The sequence below is a fragment of the Pandoraea communis genome (genome assembly GCF_902459745.1).
Taxonomy (GTDB): domain Bacteria; phylum Pseudomonadota; class Gammaproteobacteria; order Burkholderiales; family Burkholderiaceae; genus Pandoraea; species Pandoraea communis.
This window is the reverse complement of record NZ_CABPSJ010000002.1, coordinates 285953-304448: the sequence shown is the minus strand read 5'-3', so window position 1 is coordinate 304448 and position 18496 is coordinate 285953. Positions and strand designations below refer to the sequence as shown.

Sequence of the window (18496 nt, the reverse complement as noted above, 5' to 3'; positions counted from 1 at the left end):
GAAGCGCAGACGAAGCAGGACAGGAACATTGAACTTCACCATGACGAACGCCGAAGGCGGTTGTCGACCAGCGGACAAGCATGAAAAGCAAGCCAGTACGTGAAGATCTCGACGTGTATGTGTGGGAAGGCAAGTCGGACATTGCCGACCGTGTGGCGCATTGCCTCGCGAGCTTCGACATGGAAGTCATTCGCGCCGACGGCATCGATCTGTCGCGCGAGCGCACCAAGACGCGTCCGTCCATCGCGGTGGTCAGCGTGTCGGTGATCGAAGGCGCATCGACCAACGCGCAGGAGTGGCAACTGGGCCACGGCATGCCCGTGATCTGGGTCGCGACCACACCGCGCGAGAGCGATCCGCGTGTGTATCCGCCCGAGTACAGCAACATCCTCACGCTCGACTTCTCGGGGGCGGAGCTGCGCACGCTCATCTTCAAGCTCTCGAGCGCCATTGCGCAAGCCGACCGTGCCCCGGCACCGGCCGACCCGCTTGTCGCGCAATCGAGCGCCATGCTCGGGCTGCTCGCCGAGGTGGACGCCTTCGCCGACTGCGATTCTAACGTCCTCATCCATGGCGAGACCGGGGTGGGCAAGGAGCGCATCGCCCGCCTGCTGCACGACAAGCAGAGTCACTACGGGCAGGGGCCTTTCGTTGCCGTGAACTGCGGCGCGATTCCCGATGGCCTGTTCGAGTCGCATTTCTTCGGGCACGCCAAAGGGGCCTTCACCGGTGCCCTCTATTCGCACAAGGGCTATTTCGAGCAGGCCAACGACGGCACGCTCTTCCTCGACGAAATCGGCGACCTGCCGCTGTATCAGCAAGTCAAGCTGCTGCGGGTGCTTGAAGACAGCGCGGTGACGCGTCTGGGCTCGGCGCAACCGGTGAAGCTCGACTTCCGCCTCGTCGCGGCCACCAACAAGAACCTCAAGACGATGGTGCGCGACGAATTGTTCCGCGCCGACCTGTTCTACCGGCTCGCCGTCATCGAGTTGCATATCCCGAACCTTGAAGCGCGTGGGCCGGTCGATAAGCTGGCCGTCTTCACGACCTACCTCGGCAAGGTGGTGGGCGACAGCGAAGCGGGCGCGCAAGTGCCGCCCTGGCTGCGTGAGCTGGTCGAGGGGGGCGTGTTTCCCGGTAACGTGCGCGAGATGCGCAATATCGCCGAGCGCGTCGGCATCATCTACCGGCAACTGGGCGGCTGGGACGAACGGCGCATCCGTCCGATCTTCGACGCGCTTTCGATTGGCACCGCCGTACGGGGCGACGACTCGTCACGCGGCGGGGCGCTGAACGAGCGCGCCCGTTGGGACGTCACCGAGCGGGCCCGCATCGTCGCGGCGCTCGATGCCAATGGCTGGCGGCGTCAGGATACGGCCAACGCGTTAGGCATCAGCCGCAAGGTGCTGTGGGAGAAGATGCGCAAATATCAGATCCTCGGCAACGATTCGGAACTAGCCAACGAGTACGAGGCGTGAGGGGCTCCGTGTTTTGCGTGGGCAACGGCTCGATTTTCGTTCGCATGACGGGATTTGTCTGACAAAGAAGTTCCGTTCGTAGGAACTGGCGCGGACCCCGTAGTTGCGTGGTATCAACAGATGAAATCTAGCGGGCACAATTACGCATTCCCTGCTTGGAAGAGCGCGTCGCAATGGATAGAATTGTCGGCTGTTGCGGGCATGCGGTTATCATTCCACGAATACGCAGGTCTCAGATCCTCGGAACGGAGTCCGGGGTGGCGATTGAATGCGACGAATAAGGGTCGTGAAACGATCCGGTCGATAACAGGAAAACAGATCAGATGAAAATCAGTGATTGCCGGGGGCGGTTTTGGTTGGGCGTGGGGGTGGCATGCCTGGCAGCCTGGGGAACGTCAGCGGGCGCTGCAGATGCCGTCAGGGATGTGACCGGCGCGACGCCCGCTCAGCTCGCGGCTCCGGCAGTGCCTGCGCAATCGGCCTCGGCTCCGGCGGCGGCCTCGGGGGCGATTCAGGAACTGCGCGATCGTATCCAGAACAAGGAAGTCACCGAACTTCGCACCACGTACAACGGCCGCTACGGCGCGAGCCTGTTGTTCTATCCCCAAACGATGGGCTACTACGTTGCCCTGTTCCATGAAGGGCAGTTCTGGCGCGTTGTGAAGGTGAACAACGAGAAGAAGGCCGAAGCGTTGTATGGCGACTTCGTCCGTCAGACGCAGGTGCTTGCCGACGTTGAAATCCGCCGCATCAAGCTCGAAGCCCAAAAGACGATGATGGAGCGCCAACTCGCCGTAAGCGAAGCGCGCCTGAACGCGGTGCAGAGCGACCTGGCGATCCAGCGTCAGCAGGAGCAGGCGCTGGCCCAGAACCAACAGGCCGTGCGGGAGCAGGCTGCGGCACTGGAAACGGAACGTACCGCTGCGCGTATTCGCCTGACGGACCTGCAAGGCCAGATTCGTTCGTTGGAAGCCGAGCAGAATAGCGCCGACTCGGATCTCGTGCGCTCGATCAAGGGCACCGGCAACCGCAAAGCGACGCGCCGTCATTAAGTGCGTTGCCCGTCGACCGGTCGTCGGGCGACGTCTCAAGACATGAGAAAGCCGCCTTCGGGCGGCTTTTTTCATGGGTGAATGCGTCATGGTTTGACCCGCAGACGCCCGCCCGGTGGGGCTGCGCTGCGTTGCGCGCACGGCCGCTACACGCAATTGCGGCGACTGTCGACATACGAATCGCACATGTCTGACATATGTCTCGCATTTGCAACTCGAACTGCGGTGCCGCGCACGCTATGGCGCTGCATGACAGGGAGGCTAAACCCTTGCTGTGACGTGCTGGTCACGGGGCGCGGCTCGAATTATCCTAGTGAACCATGTCATGTAAGACATCCGGCACTCAGCACCTGTCCGGACTGGCGAGGGAACCGGCGCCCAGTTAGAATAGCGCCCATTTTGTGCAGCGCAATAAAGCGATTACCCAAACCTTATGACGCAAAACATACGACACGGGCAGCGCCCTCAGGCCATGCCCGCGCTCATGGTGGCGGCCATCGGCGTGGTCTTCGGCGATATCGGCACCAGCCCGCTCTATGCGCTCAAGGAATGTTTTGATCCACAGCATGGCATTCCGTTTACTCCACAAGCTGTGTTCGGCATCATCTCGCTGATCTTCTGGGCACTGGTGATCGTTGTTTCCCTTAAGTACGTGCTGTTCGTGATGCGTGCGGACAACCGTGGCGAAGGCGGCGTGCTCGCGTTGATGGCGCTCAGCCTGCGCAGTGTGCGTTCCGGCAGCAGGTGGGCATCGGTGCTGATGATGCTCGGTATGTTCGGTGCCTGCATGTTCTACGGCGACGCGGTCATCACCCCGGCCATCTCCGTGATGTCGGCGGTCGAGGGGCTGGAGATTGCCGCACCCTCGCTCTCGCGCTTCGTGCTGCCGATCACCATCGTCATTCTCATCGTCCTGTTCTCGATGCAGAAGTCGGGTACGGCCAAGGTCGGCCGCCTGTTCGGGCCGGTAATGGTGACGTGGTTCGTGATTCTTGGCGTGCTCGGTGTGTACAACATCGTCGCGGCGCCCGAGATCATGAAGGCGATCAATCCGTACTACGGCATCCATTTCATTCGCACACACGCGCTGCAAGCCTATATCGTGCTCGGCTCGGTGTTCCTGGTGCTGACCGGTGCCGAAGCGCTGTATGCCGATATGGGGCACTTCGGGATTCGTCCGATTCGTTTCGCGTGGACGGCGCTGGTGTTCCCGGCACTGGTGCTGAACTACTTTGGGCAGGGCGCGCTGCTGCTTACGAATCCGAAAGCCATCGAGAACCCATTCTTCCTGCTGGCTCCGGACTGGGCGCTGCTGCCGCTGGTGATCGTGGCGACGGCAGCCACCGTGATTGCCTCGCAGGCCGTGATCTCGGGGGCGTTTTCGCTCACCAGTCAGGCGATTCAGCTCGGTTACGTGCCGCGCATGAAGATCATGCATACGTCCGATCGTGAGATCGGACAGATCTACATGCCGATGATCAACTGGGCGCTACTGCTGGTCATCATCTGGATCGTGCTGGCGTTCAAGTCGTCGAGCAATCTGGCGGCGGCATACGGTATCGCCGTGACGACGACGATGGTCATCACGACGATTCTCGCTTGCGTGGTCATGGTCAAGGTCTGGAACTGGAACAAGTTCCTGGTGGCGCTGATCATTACCGGCTTCCTCGTGGTCGACTTCGCGTTCTTCGGCGCGAACCTGATCAAGGTGGAAGAGGGCGGTTGGTTGCCGCTGGCGCTGGGCGCGTTCCTGTTCTTCATGCTGATGACGTGGCACAAGGGGCGTCAATTGCTGCGCGAGCGCACGGCGGCCGACGGTATTCCGCTAGGGCCGTTCCTGCAAGGCCTGCTCGCGCATCCGCCGCATCGTGTGGCGGGCACCGCGATTTATCTGACCGGTGGCAACACGCAGGTGCCCGTGAGTCTGCTGCACAACCTCAAGCACAACCGCATCCTGCACGAGCGCACCATTTTCCTGACGTTCCGGACGGTCGACGTGCCGTACGTCGAGGACGCCAACCGGATCGAGGCCAAGGATCACACGGGTGGCCTGTACAGCGTAGTTGCCACGTTCGGTTTCAACGAGACGCCCGACGTGAAGGAAGTGCTGCATCTGCTCGAAGCGAAGACGGACATGCACTTCGAGCTGATGGATACGTCGTTCTTCCTCGCACGCGAGACCGTTGTGCCGACGAAGCTGCCGGGCATGTCGATCTGGCGCGAACGCCTGTTCGCATGGATGCATCAGAACGCAGCCAAGCCGACCGACTTCTTCAGCATTCCCGCGAACCGCGTGGTTGAGTTGGGAACGAAGATCGAGATTTGATGGCGGTGCTGCGCCTTCTCGATGAAGGTGCTGCACGAAGTAAAGAAGAAGCCGGTGGCGCGCAATCTCCACCGGCTTCTTTTCGTCTGGCCGAAAAATAAAAGGCCCGCGATCCGAAGATGGCGGGCCTGTCGCGGCGCGCGGGTGACGCACCGCTCTACGGCACGCTTTGCCTATCGCTTGAGCTTGGCGAAAGCGGCTGCCATGGCGCTCACCGTTTCCGGTTCGCGTTGACGGCCACCGCCACCGCCGCCACCGCCACGATGGCCGCCGCCGTTACCGCTTCGCGCGCCGCTACCACCGCTGCTGCCCGGACGGTCGGAGGCGCCGGCGACCGGCAGATCGTCGTTCAGCCGCATGGTGAGCGAGATACGCTGACGGCGCGGATCGACTTCGAGCACTTTCACCTTCACGATGTCGCCGGCCTTCACGACTTCGTGCGGATCTTTGATGAACTTCGTCGACATGGCCGAGACGTGCACCAGACCGTCCTGATGCACACCGATGTCGATGAACGCGCCAAAGGCGGCCACGTTCGTCACCACGCCTTCGAGTTGCATGCCCGGCTTCAGGTCGCTCAGCTTCTCGACGCCTTCCTGGAACGTTGCCGTCTTGAATTCCGGTCGCGGATCGCGGCCCGGCTTTTCAAGTTCGCTCAGGATGTCCTTCACGGTCGGCAGGCCGAAGCGTTCGTCGACGAATTCGTTCGCCGAGACGCTGCGCACGACCGAGCCGTTGCCCATGACGTCGCCGATAGTCTTCTTGATCTTCTCCAGAATACGTTCGACGACCGGATACGCTTCCGGGTGGACCGACGAGCGATCGAGCGGGTTGTCGCCGCCGTTCACGCGCAGGAAGCCGGCGGCTTGCTCGAAAGTCTTGTCGCCAAGGCGCGGCACCTTCTTGAGCGACTCGCGGTTCGGGAAAGGACCATTGCTGTCGCGGAAGTCGACGATGTTCTTCGCGAGCGTGCTGTTCAGACCCGAGACCCGGGCGAGCAGCGGCGCCGATGCCGTGTTGACGTCGACGCCCACGGCGTTCACGCAATCCTCGACAACGGCATCGAGCATGCGCGCCAGTTCGCGCTGGTTCACGTCGTGCTGATATTGGCCCACGCCGATCGCTTTTGGCTCGATCTTGACGAGTTCGGCCAGCGGGTCTTGCAGGCGGCGGGCGATAGACACCGCGCCGCGCAGCGACACGTCGAGTTCGGGGAATTCCTTCGCCGCGAATTCGGAAGCCGAATACACCGAAGCGCCTGCCTCGGAGACAACGATCTTCTGGAGCTTGAGTTCAGGGTGACGCTTGATCAGCTCGAGGGCGAGCTTATCGGTCTCACGTGAGGCCGTGCCGTTACCGATGCTCACCAGTTCCGCGCCGGTGGCGGCCGCGATCTTCGAGAGTCGCGCGAGCGAGCCGTCCCAGTCGCGACGCGGCTCGTGCGGGTAAATGGTGTCGGTGCCCAGCAGCTTGCCCGTGGGGTCGACTACGGCCACCTTCACGCCGGTGCGCAGGCCAGGGTCCAGGCCGATCACGCCCTTCGGGCCGGCGGGGGCTGCGAGCAGCAGCGCCTTGAGGTTGCGCGCAAACACGCGAATGGCCTCGTTCTCGGCGCTTTCGCGCATCTGCGTGAGCAGTTCCGACTCCAGATGGGGCTGCACCTTCACGCGCCAGCACCAACGGCAAACGTCCGCCAACCACTTGTCGGCGGCGCGGTTCTGCTGGCGAACGCCGAAGTGCCCGGCGATCACGCCTTCGCACGGGTGCGGGATCTGGGCATCGAGTTCTTCGCCCAGGCCCAGTTTGACCATCAGAATGCCAAGGTTACGGCCGCGGAAGAGGGCGAGCGCACGGTGCGACGGCACCGCAGCGATCGGCTCGGCGTAGTCGTAGTAATCGCGGAATTTCTCGCCTTCCTCGCTTTCCTTGCCTTCGACGACCTTCGAGGACACTACACCCTGATTCCACAGGTAATCGCGCAGCTTGCCGAGCAACTCGGCCGTTTCGCCAAACTGTTCGGACAGGATGTCGCGAGCGCCATCGAGCGCGGCCTTGATGTCCGCCACGCCTTTTTCGGCGTCGACAAACTTGGCAGCTTCGGTTTGCGGGTCGAGCGTCGGGTCGGCGAGCAACGCCTGCGCGAGCGGGTCGAGACCGGCTTCGCGGGCGATTTGCGCGCGAGTGCGGCGCTTCTGCTTGTAGGGAAGGTAAAGATCTTCGAGCGTTTGCTTCGTTTCAGCCGCCTCGATGGCGGTGCGCAGTTCGTCGGTCAGCTTGCCTTGCTCTTCGATACTTGCCAGGATCGCGGCACGGCGCTCTTCCAGCTCGCGAAGATAAAGCAGGCGCTCTTCCAGCGTGCGCAACTGCGTGTCATCGAGGTTGTCGGTCACTTCCTTGCGGTAGCGAGCGATGAAGGGCACGGTGGCGCCTTCGTCCAGCAGTTGCACGGCGGCGGCGACCTGACGCGGCTGCACGCTGAGTTCGTCGGCGATGCGTTGAACGATCTGAAGGGCTACGTTTTGCGTCATGAGTGTTGCGAGTTACCCAAGTGCCAGGAGCGGGGCATTTTGCCATAAACCGCGGGCGCGTCCGGGCAGGCAATGCTAAAATTTGGCATCACTCTGCTCAACTTCATGATTTCCTTCGAAAAATTGTTTTCGTGCCTGTATTCACGCCATCACGTGCGTGTGTCGCTGAGCGCGGTTGGGGCGTTCGGCGTCATGACGGCGGCGGCCGTTCTGCCCGGCGCGTCGTTCGCACAGGGGCTCTCGGCTGCCGAGGCCGCCGGCCGTACGACCGAACAGCTCCGGGTGCCGCATGTCCCGTTCGATGCCACGGCCGATCGCACGCCGTCGCCGGCCAGCAAAGCCAGTGCCGCCGCAGCCGCCGAGGACGATCGACCCGTTGCCTACGACGACCAGCTCGATCTGCATCCTGCCGATGACGACTTCGCCGGTCGCCATGCCCTGCTCGATCGTCAGCGCGCCTGGATCGACTATCGCTTCGAGCAAGCGAAGTACGACTGTGCATCGAAGTTCTTTGTGAACTACTGCATCGATAACGCTCGCGACAAGCAGCGCGAAGCGCTGAAGGCCGTGCGCAGCCAGCGGCTGGTGCTCGAAGATCAGGAGCGCCGTGCGCGTGCGCAGGAGCGCGACGAGCGTCTGGCGGAAAAACGCGCTCAGACGGCGGCTGAAGCGCCGCAGCGCGCCGCAGAGCGTGCAAAGAACGTCTCGGATTACGAGACCAAGCAGGCCGAGTATCAACAGCGCGTGACCGAGCGAACGGGGCAGGCCCCGCAGCGTGCGGCTAACGCTGAACAGTACAATGCCAAGCAAGCCGGACAGCAACAAAAGCTCGACGAGGCGAAGGCAACGGCGGCGCAAAAGGCGGCTGAGCGCGAAGAGAACGTGCGCAAGTACAACCAGAAGCAGCAGGACGCCATCGAGCGCCAGAAGAAGTCCGACGAGCGCCGCAAGGAATCGCAATCGGGCGACTCGCCGGCGAAAAAGACGTTGCAGGGACAATGAACGATGGCCAGGCCGGCGGCGCTGTGCGCCGTGCGGCCTGCGATAGCAGCGTTTGTGTCCTTCACCCCTTCCGCAGGAACCGGAACATTTGAGAGTTGCAGGAGAGTTGCCACGATGCAGCATGATCTTCACTCCATTGGGCGTCGCATCATCGAGTTGCAGATAGAGCACCGGGATCTGGATTTTCTGATCGACAAATTGCTGACGGAGCCCGCGTACGACGAACTTCAGGTCACCCGGCTCAAGAAGCGCCGTCTGAAAATCAAGGACACGATTACCCTGCTGCAAGTGCAGCAAATGCCGGACCAGCCCGCCTGAGCGGGTGCCCCGCGCGACGTTCGCGACATTCACCCGGACGTTCACGCAGTTTCTTTCCATTGCCGGCGTCGTGAATCCTGTTGGTGGGATCTGCGGCGCCCTTGAGTTTTCTTGCCGTTTTGACCGATTCCGCCGCCGCATCCAGCGATTCTCCCGATATCTCCCCAAGCCCCGACGCGCCCACTTTCCACGGACTCAAGCCGCTTGCCGCAAAACGCGAGCGCGAGTTGCAGGAAATCTTCGGCGACGGCGGGATGCTCGCTCGCGCGATCGACGGCTATCGCTCGCGCGAGCCGCAGACCGAGATGGCGCGCGCCGTGGCCGCAGCCATGGACACGCACGACACGCTGATCGCCGAGGCGGGAACGGGCACAGGCAAGACCTACGCCTATCTCGTGCCTGCCATGTTGTGGGGCGGCAAGACGATCATCTCGACCGGCACCAAGCATTTGCAGGATCAGATCTTCGCGCGCGACATTCCCACCGTGCGCAAGGCGCTCGCCGTGCCGGTGACGGTGGCCATGCTCAAGGGTCGTGCGAACTACCTCTGCCATTACTATCTGGAGCGCACCCAGCAGGAAGGGCGCTTTGCTTCGCGCCACGAAGCGGCGCAGTTGCGTGAAATCGTGACGTTTGCGCAAGTCACGCACAGCGGTGACAAGGCGGAGTTGGCGTCCGTGCCCGAGAACGCGCCGATCTGGGCGCAAGTCACGTCCACCCGCGATAACTGCCTCGGTCAGGAGTGTCCGCGTTACAAAGATTGCTTCGTGATGCAGGCGCGCAAGGAAGCGCAGCAGGCAGACCTCGTTGTGGTCAATCATCACCTTTTCTTTGCGGACGTGATGCTGCGCGACACCGGCATGGCCGAACTGCTGCCGAGCGCGAACACGGTGATCTTCGACGAAGCGCACCAGTTGCCCGAGACGGCCACGCTCTTTTTCGGCGAGACCGTGTCGACGGGGCAGATGCTCGAACTGGCGCGCGATTGCGTGGCGGAAGGGCTGATTCATGCGCGCGATGCGGCCGATTGGGTCAAGCTCGGTGCGAATCTCGAGCGGGCGGCGCGCGACGTGCGTCTGACGTTCGGGCAAGACAATACGCGCATGTCGGTGGCGCAATTGGCGGACGATCACGAGTTGTTCGGCGCGCTCGACGGTGTGGATGTAGCGTTACTGGACATAATCGAGACGCTCCAACATCAGTCCGAGCGGGCCGAGGCGCTGGCGACGTGCTTGCGTCGTGCGCTGGAGTTGCATCAGCAGCTAGAGCGTTGGCAGACGGGGGCGACGCCGCCTGTACCCGGCGAGCAGCCGTTGCCATTGCTGGACCCGGACGCGCCGCGCGTTACCGACAGCAAGCGCGAGAAGGCCGCCCGCGCCCGTGAGGCGGAAGCTGCGCGGCTTGCCGTCGAAGCCAAGGCGGCGCAGGACAACGCGACAGGCGAAGGCAGGGCGGAAAAGACATACACGCCGCCGGAGACCGTGCGCTGGATTGAAGTGTTTTCGCAGGCGGTGCAGTTGCATCAGACCCCGCTGTCGATTGCGCCGATCTTCGCAAAACAACGGGCCGGTGCGCCAAGAGCCTGGATCTTCACGTCGGCCACGTTGTCGGTGAAGGGCAACTTCATGCACTACGCGGCGCAATTGGGCCTCGATGCCGGCAAGTCGCTCTCGCTCGCCAGCCCCTTCGATTATCCGAACCAGAGTTTGCTGTACGTGCCGCGCGGATTGCCGCAGCCATCCTCGCCGGGATTCACCGACGCTGTGCTCGACGCGGCTTTGCCTGTGCTGGAAGTGAGCGGCGGGCGGGCCTTTGTCCTGTGTACGACATTGCGCGCGGTGAACCGGGCGGCTGAGCGTCTGCGCGAGGAGTTCGACCGCCGTGGCTGGCCTTATCCGCTGCTTGTACAGGGCGAGGCGAGCCGCACCGAGTTGCTCGACCGATTCCGTGCGCTTGGCAATGCCGTGCTCATCGGCAGCCAGAGTTTCTGGGAAGGGGTGGACGTGCGCGGCGAGGCGTTGTCGCTCGTCATCATCGACAAATTGCCGTTCGCGCCGCCGGACGATCCGGTGTTGGCCGCGCGGCTCGATGCGCTCACGAAGAAGGGGCTCAGCCCGTTCGCTGTGCACCAGTTGCCGCAGGCGGTCATTACGCTCAAACAGGGGGCCGGGCGCTTGATCCGCTCGGAGGGGGATCGCGGCGTGCTGATGATCTGCGATCCGCGTCTGGTCGACAAGCCTTATGGGCGACGGATCTGGCAGAGCCTGCCGCCGTTCAAGCGCACCCGTGAACTGCCTATCGTGCGCGGTTTCTTCGATGAGATCGCCGCCGACGCGGACAGTTGATTCGCTGACGTTCAGAGAGAGCGGCCAGACGGAGGCGTCTGGCCCTCACGACCGTGCGAAGTACTACGGTCCCGCGTCAGGCCGGCATCGCATCCAGCCAGCGCCCAATGACCGCCGGGGCCACGTCGGACAATCGAGCGTGGTGCTCGCGTGCCTGAGCGCGCAACGCGACCGGATCGATCTTCGCGGCACCCAATTCGCAAGCGTGCCCCACCAACCAGGCTTCGATGCGCGCGGCGTCGGCTTCCAGATGGAATTGCAATCCCAAGGCATGCGTGCCTGAAGCGAAAGCCTGATTCTCCCCAATCGCAGTGCGCGCCAGATGCTCGGCACCGGCCGGGATGTCGAACTGATCGCCGTGCCAATGAAGCACGCTGGCATCGCCCAGTGCCGCCAACGGGGACGTCTGCCCGGCATCGGTAAGCGTCAATGGGGCATAACCGATCTCTTTCACGCCGAGCGGATATACCTTCGCGCCCATCGCGCGTGCCATCAGTTGCGCGCCGAGACAGATGCCGAGGATCGGTGTACCGGCATCCAGGCGCGCTTTCACCAACGCCAGTTCCTCTGCGACAAACGGGTGTATCGCTTCATCGAAGGCACCGATCGGTCCGCCCAGCACGACGACCAGATCGGGCGCGAGAACATCGATCGAACGCAGATCGGCAAGCGGTGCGTCCACGTAGGCAATGGTGTAGCCTCGTTCGGTGAAGTACGGTGCGAGCGTGCCGAGATCTTCGAAATGCACGTGACGCAGGGCGAGCAATGTCTTGCGGGAGGCGGGGGAAGCCGTCACGAAACCATCTCCAGGTAGGAAGCCTTCACATGCATGTCATGACGGCTTCGGTAGCAGTGGAACACTGAGCGGAAACAAAAAGCCCTCGCGAGCGAGGGCTTTCCGGCGAGGCAATCGGACAAGGGCAGCGGTTTAACGCCAGATCTGCCACCAGGACTTCTTGTCGCTGCCGTCGCCGTCGATGCGACGGCCCACGGTCAGATAGCCGCTTTTCGGATAGGTCTTTTCCATCACGCGGCGGGCATCGTCACGCAGTTCGGTCATGCCGAGTTTGTCGTAAGACTTGATCATGATGCCCAGTGCATCTTCCAGCGCGGGCGCCTGATCGTAGTCCTGCAACGCGGTCTGTGCGCGGTTGACGGCAGCGAGGTAGGCGCCACGACGATAGTAGTACTCGGCGGCGTGCACTTCATGAGCGGCCATGGCGTTCACAGCATAGCGCATGCGCAGGGCGGCGTCGTTCGCGTACTTGCTGCTCGGGTAGTGCTCAACCAGATACTTGAAGCTGTCGTACGCCGCGCGCAGTGCCTTCGGATCGCGTTCGCTGAGATCCTGGCCCGAGAAACGGCCTAACAGACCCAGATCGTCGTTGAAGTTGATCAGGCCCTTGAGGTAATAGGCGTAATCGATCGACGGGCTGTCCGGATGCAACCGGATGAAGCGGTCGACGGCGGCGAGGGCCTGCGCCGGCTCGTTGTCCTTGTAATAGGCGTAAGCCGTATTGATCTGCGCTTGCTGCGCGTGCGGGCCGAACGGGTCGCGCCCTTCAAGCAACTCGTAATACTTGGCGGCCTTAGTGTAGTCGCCGCTATCAAAGCTGTCCTTGGCTTCCGAGTATAATTTGTTCGTCGACCAGCCGGCCGTTTCGTCGACTTTCTCCGGCAGAATGCCGCAGGCGGCCACGCTGCCGACCACGAAGGCGGCCAGCGTCAGATGTTTGACAAGTTTCAGGGCTTGCATGCTCGTTAGCTTCACTTCTCGATGACCCGTTCAATTCTGCCGGATTATAGCGTAACCGCCTCATTCGCCACGGAAAATGCGGAGGATTCGTCTGACGACGACCTCGACTTGCTTCCGGAGGCGCTCCCGAGTCCTCCCCATGGCCCGCTTTCCGGGGCTTCGCCGGCCGGCTCCGCATTGTCGGACGGGGTTGGCGTCAATGTGCCGCTCAGCGCCACGCTTCCCGACGCACTGGCTGGAGAGCGTCTGGACAAAGCGCTCGCGCAGTGTTTTCCTGAATATTCCCGTAGTCGTTTGCAGGCGTGGGTCGAAGACGGCCGCGTTACGCTTGACGGCGAGACGGCAAAAGTTCGCCAGAAAGTGGCGGGCGGCGAGGCTGTCCTCATCACCCCGGCTGCATTGCCCGAACAACTCGCCTTCGCGCCGGAGCCCGTGCCGCTCGACGCCATTTATGAGGACGCGACGCTTGCCGTGTTCAATAAGCCTGCAGGTCTGGTCGTGCATCCGGCGGCAGGCAACTGGTCCGGGACATTGCTCAACGGCCTGCTGCATCGCTATGGTCAGGCGGCTGCCGATTTGCCGCGCGCGGGCATCGTTCATCGGCTGGACAAGGAGACGTCGGGCTTGATGGTCGTAGCACGCACGCTGATCGCGCAGACCGATCTGGTTCGCCAGTTGCAGGCGCGTACGGTCAAGCGGCACTACGCCGCGCTGGTGTGGGGGCGCCCGCCGCAGCGCACCGTCGTGGATGCTCCCATCGGCCGCGACCCGCGCGAGCGCACCCGCATGGCCGTGGTGCCGGGGCAAGGCGGTAAACCGGCGCGTACGCGTGTTGTGACCGTTGCCAGCGCAGAATGGGACGGTTCCCCGGTGTCTTTGGTCCTTTGTTCACTGGATACGGGGCGTACGCATCAGATTCGCGTCCACCTCTCGCATCTGGGGCATTCTTTACTGGGCGACCCGCTATACAAACCCCGTCACAAGCGCCCGGCATTGCCGGGCAATTTCGCACGTCAGGCGTTGCACGCCTGGCGATTGGGGTTGATCCATCCCGACGGCGGCCGTCCCATGCACTGGCAAGCCCCGCTGCCTGACGACATGCGCGATCTCATGGCCGCGATCGGACTCGAATTCGATTTCTCAATGCTTCCCGACTCGCTCGATGACTTCTTCCCTGCCTGAGCAAGACTCGATGCCCACGGACTGGATCGTCCCCGACTGGCCCGCCCCCGAGAACGTTCGCGCTGTGTTTACGACACGTGCAGGTGGCGTGAGCCAAGGGCCGCAAGCCACGTTCAATCTCGGTTACAAGGCAGACGACGATCCTGTCGCAGTACACACTAATCGTGCGTTGCTCGCGGCCCGCACGGGCGTGCCGTCGGCGTGGGTGGCGCAGGTTCACGGTCCCCGCGTGGTCGATGCACAAGCGGCCCTCGAAGCATCGGATGCCGGCGATCCGCTGCAGGCTGACGCCAGCGTCACGAACGCGGCAGCGCTGGCGAGCACAGTCATGGTGGCGGATTGCCTGCCGGTGTTGCTATGCGACGCGCAGGGGCGTGCGGTAGGCGCTGCACATGCCGGTTGGCGCGGGCTTTGTGCGGGGGTGATCGAGCAGACCGTGCGGGCGTTGCGTGCCCGTTTGCCGCAAGGCGGGGCCGATGCGCAGGTCATGGCATGGCTCGGTCCTTGCATCGGCCCGCAGGCGTTCGAGGTCGGTCCGGAAGTGCGCGAGGCGTTTCTCGCTGCGGCGACGCCGGACGAAAGAGACGCGACGGAAGCCGCATTCATTGCGCGTGGGGCGGCCGGCATGGGAAAGTCGCTGGCGGATTTGTGTGCGCTTGCTCGTTTGCGGCTTGCCCGCGAAGGTGTGACAAGCGTGTCAGGCGGGCAGTGGTGCACGGTCGGCGATCCGGCGCGTTTCTATTCGTACCGGCGTGATCGAACGACGGGGCGCATGGCTGCGCTGATCTGGCGCACTGCATGACACTGTTCATGCAGGCTTGAGCGAGACTCACTCAACGCGGTCGTGTGTGTGGGTGGGCTCGCGATCTGAAGAGAATGTCGTTTGCGCGGTTGCGTCATCGGGTCGCATCTTGCGGGTGCGTCGTGCACGGCTTCCCGCGATGTACAACCCTAGCAACGCCGGGCCGAGCCCGCCGGCCAGAAAGATGATGAGTCCCACCCAGGCGGAGGGTGTCGTGATGGCAACCATCGCGATAACGTAGAGCCAGCCGAGAATGACGATAAACATCGGGACAAACGCGCATTCAAAAAAAGGTGGGGCGACGGGACAATGCGCTCTGGACGTTCGCCGCAAGCATTGACACACCTGCGCGCGCACGCAAGAATGCTTCACAGGCGGGGCGCATCGCTTATAAAGCGAAGCACGCTGCCGCGTTTCGGGCGCCGGCCCGTGAACGCAACGGACGTGACACTCAGGCTATCATGAATCGCGCCAGTGCCAACTTCGATCCGGCCTCGTTTGCCGCCTCGTTTGCTCAGCAGTTTCCCTCCGCTTCGCTCTCCGCTCAGGACATGTCGCAGTGGTTCAAGGCCGCGCAACAACTGTTCGGGGCTTTGCCGGGAGCTGCCGGCCCGTCGTTCTCTGCTGCCAATGGGGCAGCGAGTGCCGCGAATCCGTTCGCGGGACTCTTCGAGCTTTTCAACAAGGCGGGCAGCTTTCCGCCACCGACGTCGTTGCACGTCGATCCGACGCGTCTGAACGCACTTCAGACGGAATACGCGCGTGAATTTTCCGAACTTGTCGCCAGCTTCAATCAACCCGGTCTGGACACGGCGCCTGCATTAGGCGACCGGCGTTTTGCGGGGGACGGCTGGCGTAATCCGCTTTACGCGTTGCCCGCGGCGCTCTATCTGCTCAACGGGCGCTTCCTGATGCGCATGGCCGATCTGGTCGACGCGGATGCCAAGACGCGTGAACGGATTCGTTTCGCGGTCGAGCAATGGGTGGCGGCCAGTTCGCCGGCCAACTTCATTGCGACCAATCCGGATGCGCAGCAGCGCCTCGTGCAAACGCACGGCGATAGCCTGCTGAGCGGCATGCAGCACATGCTTGTCGACATGGGCAAAGGCAAAGTGTCGCAGACCGACGAGGCCGCATTCGAAGTCGGCCGCAACGTGGCGACGACCGAAGGCGCCGTGGTCTTCGAGAACGACCTGATCCAGCTCATTCAGTACAAGCCGCTGACGCCGACGGTGCACCAACGCCCGTTGCTCGTCGTGCCGCCGTGTATCAACAAGTACTACATCCTCGATCTGCAACCCGAGAACTCGCTGATCCGCTATGCGGTGGAGCAGGGGCATACGGTGTTCGTCGTGTCCTGGCGTAATCCCGACGCGTCGCTCTCGCACAAGACGTGGGACGACTACGTGGGTGAAGGGCCGATCGCAGCGATCAACGTCGTTCGCGAAATCGGCGGACAGCCGCAGATCAACGCGCTCGGTTTCTGCGTCGGCGGGACATTGCTCGCCGCTGCACTCGCCGTGTTGGCGGCGAAGGGACAAAAGGGCGGCAAGTCACCGGTGGCGAGTGTGACCTTGCTGACGACACTGCTCGATTTTTCCGATACCGGCGTGCTGGATGTCTTCGTCGACGAGCCGCATGTGCAGTTCCGCGAGCAGACGATCGGGGGCGGGCTGGGTCAACCGCCGGGCCTCATGCGCGGCGTGGAATTGGCGAATACGTTCTCGTTCCTGCGTCCGAACGATCTGGTCTGGAATTATGTGGTCGACAGCTATCTGAAGGGCAATGCGCCTCAGCCGTTCGATCTGCTGTACTGGAACGGCGACGGCACCAACCTGCCGGGACCGATGTTCTGCTGGTATCTGCGTCATCTTTATTTGCAGAACGAACTGAAGCGGCCTGGCGTGGTGCAGACGTGCGGCGTGCCTGTGGATCTGGGGACGATCGATGCCCCGGCCTACGTGTTCGGCTCGCGCGAAGATCACATCGTGCCGTGGACCTCCGCGTTCCGGTCGTTGCCGCTGCTGGGCGGTGAACGCCGCTTCGTGCTGGGCGCGTCGGGTCACATTGCCGGCGTGGTCAACCCGCCGGCGAAGAAGAAGCGCAGCTACTGGCGCAACGACGATGTCGGTGTCGACTCAAGCGACTGGCTCGCCGGCGCGACGGAGCACCCCGGCAGTTGGTGGAGCGACTGGAGCGAGTGGCTGGCGGGCTACGCAGGAAAACGCGTCAAACCGCCAAAAGCGTATGGTAATGTTGCTTATGCACCCATCGAACCGGCGCCTGGCCGCTACGTCAAAACCAAGGCGTGAGCGAGTGGCAATTCAAGGGAATCCCCCTGGTTCGACTCATTTGAAAGCGAGGAAAGAGACATGACGGATATCGTGATTGTGTCGGCTGCGCGCACCGCAGTCGGTAAATTTGGGGGCTCGATTGCCAAGGTGGCAGCGCCGGATCTGGGGGCCATCGTGATCGATGAGGTTCTCAAGCGCGCGAAGCTCAAGGGCGAGGACATCAGCGAAGTCATCATGGGCCAGGTGCTGACCGCAGGGTCGGGGCAGAACGTGGCGCGTCAGGCATCGATCAAGGCGGGGTTGCCCGCGATGGTGCCGGCCATGACCATCAACAAGGTGTGCGGATCGGGTCTGAAGGCCGTGATGCTCGCCGCCAACGCGATCGCAACGGGCGACGCCGACATCGTCGTGGCCGGTGGGCAGGAGAACATGAGCGCCGCACCGCACGTGCTGCCGGGCTCGCGCGACGGCTTCCGTATGGGCGACGCCAAGCTGATCGATACGATGATCGTCGACGGCCTGTGGGACGTGTACAACCAATACCATATGGGTATCACGGCCGAGAACGTCGCCAAGGAGTACGGCATTACCCGCGAAATGCAGGATGCCTTTGCTGCGGCGTCGCAAAACAAAGCGGAAGCGGCTCAGAAGGCCGGGCGTTTCGACGCCGAAATCGTGCCGGTCTCGATTCCGCAGCGCAAGGGCGATCCGGTCGTCTTCAAGACCGACGAATTCGTGCGCCATGGCGTGACGGCCGAGTCGCTTGCTGGCCTGAAGCCCGCGTTTGCGAAGGACGGCACGGTGACTGCGGCAAACGCCTCGGGCATCAATGACGGCGCCGCCGCTGTCGTGGTGATGTCGGCCAAGCGCGCCGAGCAGCTGGGGCTTACGCCGCTCGCACGCATCGTGGCTTATGCGAACGCGGGTGTCGATCCGTCGGTGATGGGCATCGGTCCGGTGCCGGCTTCGCAGCGTTGCCTTGCGCGTGCAGGCTGGAAGGCGAGCGATCTGGATCTGATGGAAATCAACGAAGCGTTCGCGGCGCAGGCACTGGCGGTGAACAAGCAGATGGGCTGGGACACCTCGAAGATCAACGTGAATGGTGGCGCGATTGCCATCGGTCACCCGATCGGGGCGTCGGGCTGCCGTATTCTCGTGACGCTGCTGCATGAAATGGCGCGTCGCGACGCCCGTCGCGGCCTGGCCTCGCTGTGTATCGGCGGCGGCATGGGCGTGGCACTGGCCGTTGAGCGCGTCTGACGCGCGGCCGAATCGCAGCGCAAAAGAATCGAATCGGCATCGCCCGTGCGTGCAACGCGCACGGGTTCATGCCGGGGTAGTCAGGAGACGAAAGGGTCGCGCGGGAACGCGTGGCCTGCGCGTCGGTCAATCGGCAGTCGCAACGGGCGGCAG

14 protein-coding genes are annotated in these 18496 nt (G+C 63.0%); 10 read left to right on the top strand and 4 right to left on the bottom strand.

Translation table 11 applies throughout. The annotated features are described in order from the left end of the window. Nucleotides 1-80 precede the first annotated feature (80 nt). The 3 genes from PCO31110_RS07710 (at nt 81) to PCO31110_RS07700 (ending at nt 4856) form a co-directional block, all read left to right on the top strand. Entirely contained in the window at nt 81-1478 is a 1398-nt protein-coding gene (locus PCO31110_RS07710; protein WP_010808832.1) for a sigma 54-interacting transcriptional regulator, read from the top strand. Between the two features lie 323 nt (nt 1479-1801). After that, the gene (locus PCO31110_RS07705) at nt 1802-2530 is read left to right on the top strand and encodes a DUF2968 domain-containing protein (RefSeq protein ID WP_081636186.1); all 729 of its coding nucleotides are present in this window, start codon (nt 1802-1804) and stop codon (nt 2528-2530) included. Between the two features lie 433 nt (nt 2531-2963). Continuing rightward, complete coding sequence (locus tag PCO31110_RS07700) at nt 2964-4856, top strand: potassium transporter Kup (protein ID WP_174979400.1); 1893 nt, start codon at nt 2964-2966, stop codon at nt 4854-4856. Between the two features lie 173 nt (nt 4857-5029). Here PCO31110_RS07700 and PCO31110_RS07695 read toward each other — a convergent pair whose 3' ends face one another. Beyond that, the gene (locus PCO31110_RS07695) at nt 5030-7384 is read right to left on the bottom strand and encodes a Tex family protein (RefSeq protein ID WP_150690059.1); all 2355 of its coding nucleotides are present in this window, start codon (nt 7382-7384) and stop codon (nt 5030-5032) included. A gap of 105 nt (nt 7385-7489) precedes the next feature. On the opposite strand from PCO31110_RS07695, the gene PCO31110_RS07690 reads away from it, so the two are divergent. The 3 genes from PCO31110_RS07690 to PCO31110_RS07680 all read left to right on the top strand — a co-directional run bounded on the left by PCO31110_RS07690 (nt 7490) and on the right by PCO31110_RS07680 (nt 11049). Then, a complete protein-coding gene (locus PCO31110_RS07690; protein ID WP_150690058.1) occupies nt 7490-8386 on the top strand; it encodes a hypothetical protein in 897 nt (298 codons plus the stop codon). A gap of 114 nt (nt 8387-8500) precedes the next feature. Beyond that, a complete protein-coding gene (locus PCO31110_RS07685; protein WP_010808837.1) occupies nt 8501-8704 on the top strand; it encodes a YdcH family protein in 204 nt (67 codons plus the stop codon). A gap of 119 nt (nt 8705-8823) precedes the next feature. Continuing rightward, nucleotides 8824-11049 (top strand): ATP-dependent DNA helicase, encoded by a 2226-nt coding sequence (locus tag PCO31110_RS07680; RefSeq protein ID WP_036661872.1) that lies wholly within the window; start codon nt 8824-8826, stop codon nt 11047-11049. Between the two features lie 76 nt (nt 11050-11125). On the opposite strand, the gene PCO31110_RS07675 is transcribed toward PCO31110_RS07680, so the two are convergent. Continuing rightward, a complete protein-coding gene (locus PCO31110_RS07675; RefSeq protein WP_010808839.1) occupies nt 11126-11845 on the bottom strand; it encodes a glutamine amidotransferase in 720 nt (239 codons plus the stop codon). Between the two features lie 132 nt (nt 11846-11977). Continuing rightward, nucleotides 11978-12805: an outer membrane protein assembly factor BamD gene (locus PCO31110_RS07670; RefSeq protein WP_010808840.1), complete on the bottom strand. Its 828-nt coding sequence runs from the start codon at nt 12803-12805 to the stop codon at nt 11978-11980. Nucleotides 12806-12826: 21 nt separating this feature from the next. Here PCO31110_RS07670 and PCO31110_RS07665 point away from each other — a divergent pair, with 21 nt between their 5' ends. Together PCO31110_RS07665 and pgeF are read left to right on the top strand one after the other, a co-directional pair. Beyond that, entirely contained in the window at nt 12827-13987 is a 1161-nt protein-coding gene (locus PCO31110_RS07665; protein WP_010808841.1) for an RluA family pseudouridine synthase, read from the top strand. Next, nucleotides 13968-14789: a peptidoglycan editing factor PgeF gene (gene pgeF, locus PCO31110_RS07660; RefSeq protein ID WP_370855819.1), complete on the top strand. Its 822-nt coding sequence runs from the start codon at nt 13968-13970 to the stop codon at nt 14787-14789. The genes PCO31110_RS07665 and pgeF overlap by 20 nt, the downstream gene beginning before the upstream one ends. 27 nt (nt 14790-14816) lie before the next feature. Here pgeF and PCO31110_RS07655 read toward each other — a convergent pair whose 3' ends face one another. Then, the gene (locus PCO31110_RS07655) at nt 14817-15056 is read right to left on the bottom strand and encodes a hypothetical protein (protein ID WP_150690057.1); all 240 of its coding nucleotides are present in this window, start codon (nt 15054-15056) and stop codon (nt 14817-14819) included. A gap of 194 nt (nt 15057-15250) precedes the next feature. Here PCO31110_RS07655 and phaC point away from each other — a divergent pair, with 194 nt between their 5' ends. Then, on the top strand, nt 15251-17101 hold the full coding sequence (gene phaC, locus PCO31110_RS07650) for a class I poly(R)-hydroxyalkanoic acid synthase (protein WP_246189771.1): 1851 nt from the start codon (nt 15251-15253) through the stop codon (nt 17099-17101). A gap of 60 nt (nt 17102-17161) precedes the next feature. Next, a complete protein-coding gene (locus PCO31110_RS07645) occupies nt 17162-18343 on the top strand; it encodes an acetyl-CoA C-acetyltransferase (RefSeq protein WP_150690056.1) in 1182 nt (393 codons plus the stop codon). Nucleotides 18344-18496 lie beyond the last annotated feature (153 nt).

Coding starts and splice junctions, on each gene's coding strand:
- PCO31110_RS07710 (WP_010808832.1), top strand. CDS start 81: ATGAAAAGCAAGCCAGTACGTGAAGATCTCGACGTGTATGTGTGGGAA.
- PCO31110_RS07705 (WP_081636186.1), top strand. CDS start 1,802: ATGAAAATCAGTGATTGCCGGGGGCGGTTTTGGTTGGGCGTGGGGGTG.
- PCO31110_RS07700 (WP_174979400.1), top strand. CDS start 2,964: ATGACGCAAAACATACGACACGGGCAGCGCCCTCAGGCCATGCCCGCG.
- PCO31110_RS07695 (WP_150690059.1), bottom strand. CDS start 7,384: ATGACGCAAAACGTAGCCCTTCAGATCGTTCAACGCATCGCCGACGAA.
- PCO31110_RS07690 (WP_150690058.1), top strand. CDS start 7,490: ATGATTTCCTTCGAAAAATTGTTTTCGTGCCTGTATTCACGCCATCAC.
- PCO31110_RS07685 (WP_010808837.1), top strand. CDS start 8,501: ATGCAGCATGATCTTCACTCCATTGGGCGTCGCATCATCGAGTTGCAG.
- PCO31110_RS07670 (WP_010808840.1), bottom strand. CDS start 12,805: ATGCAAGCCCTGAAACTTGTCAAACATCTGACGCTGGCCGCCTTCGTG.
- PCO31110_RS07665 (WP_010808841.1), top strand. CDS start 12,827: ATGACCCGTTCAATTCTGCCGGATTATAGCGTAACCGCCTCATTCGCC.
- pgeF (WP_370855819.1), top strand. CDS start 13,968: ATGACTTCTTCCCTGCCTGAGCAAGACTCGATGCCCACGGACTGGATC.
- PCO31110_RS07655 (WP_150690057.1), bottom strand. CDS start 15,056: ATGTTTATCGTCATTCTCGGCTGGCTCTACGTTATCGCGATGGTTGCC.
- phaC (WP_246189771.1), top strand. CDS start 15,251: ATGAATCGCGCCAGTGCCAACTTCGATCCGGCCTCGTTTGCCGCCTCG.
- PCO31110_RS07645 (WP_150690056.1), top strand. CDS start 17,162: ATGACGGATATCGTGATTGTGTCGGCTGCGCGCACCGCAGTCGGTAAA.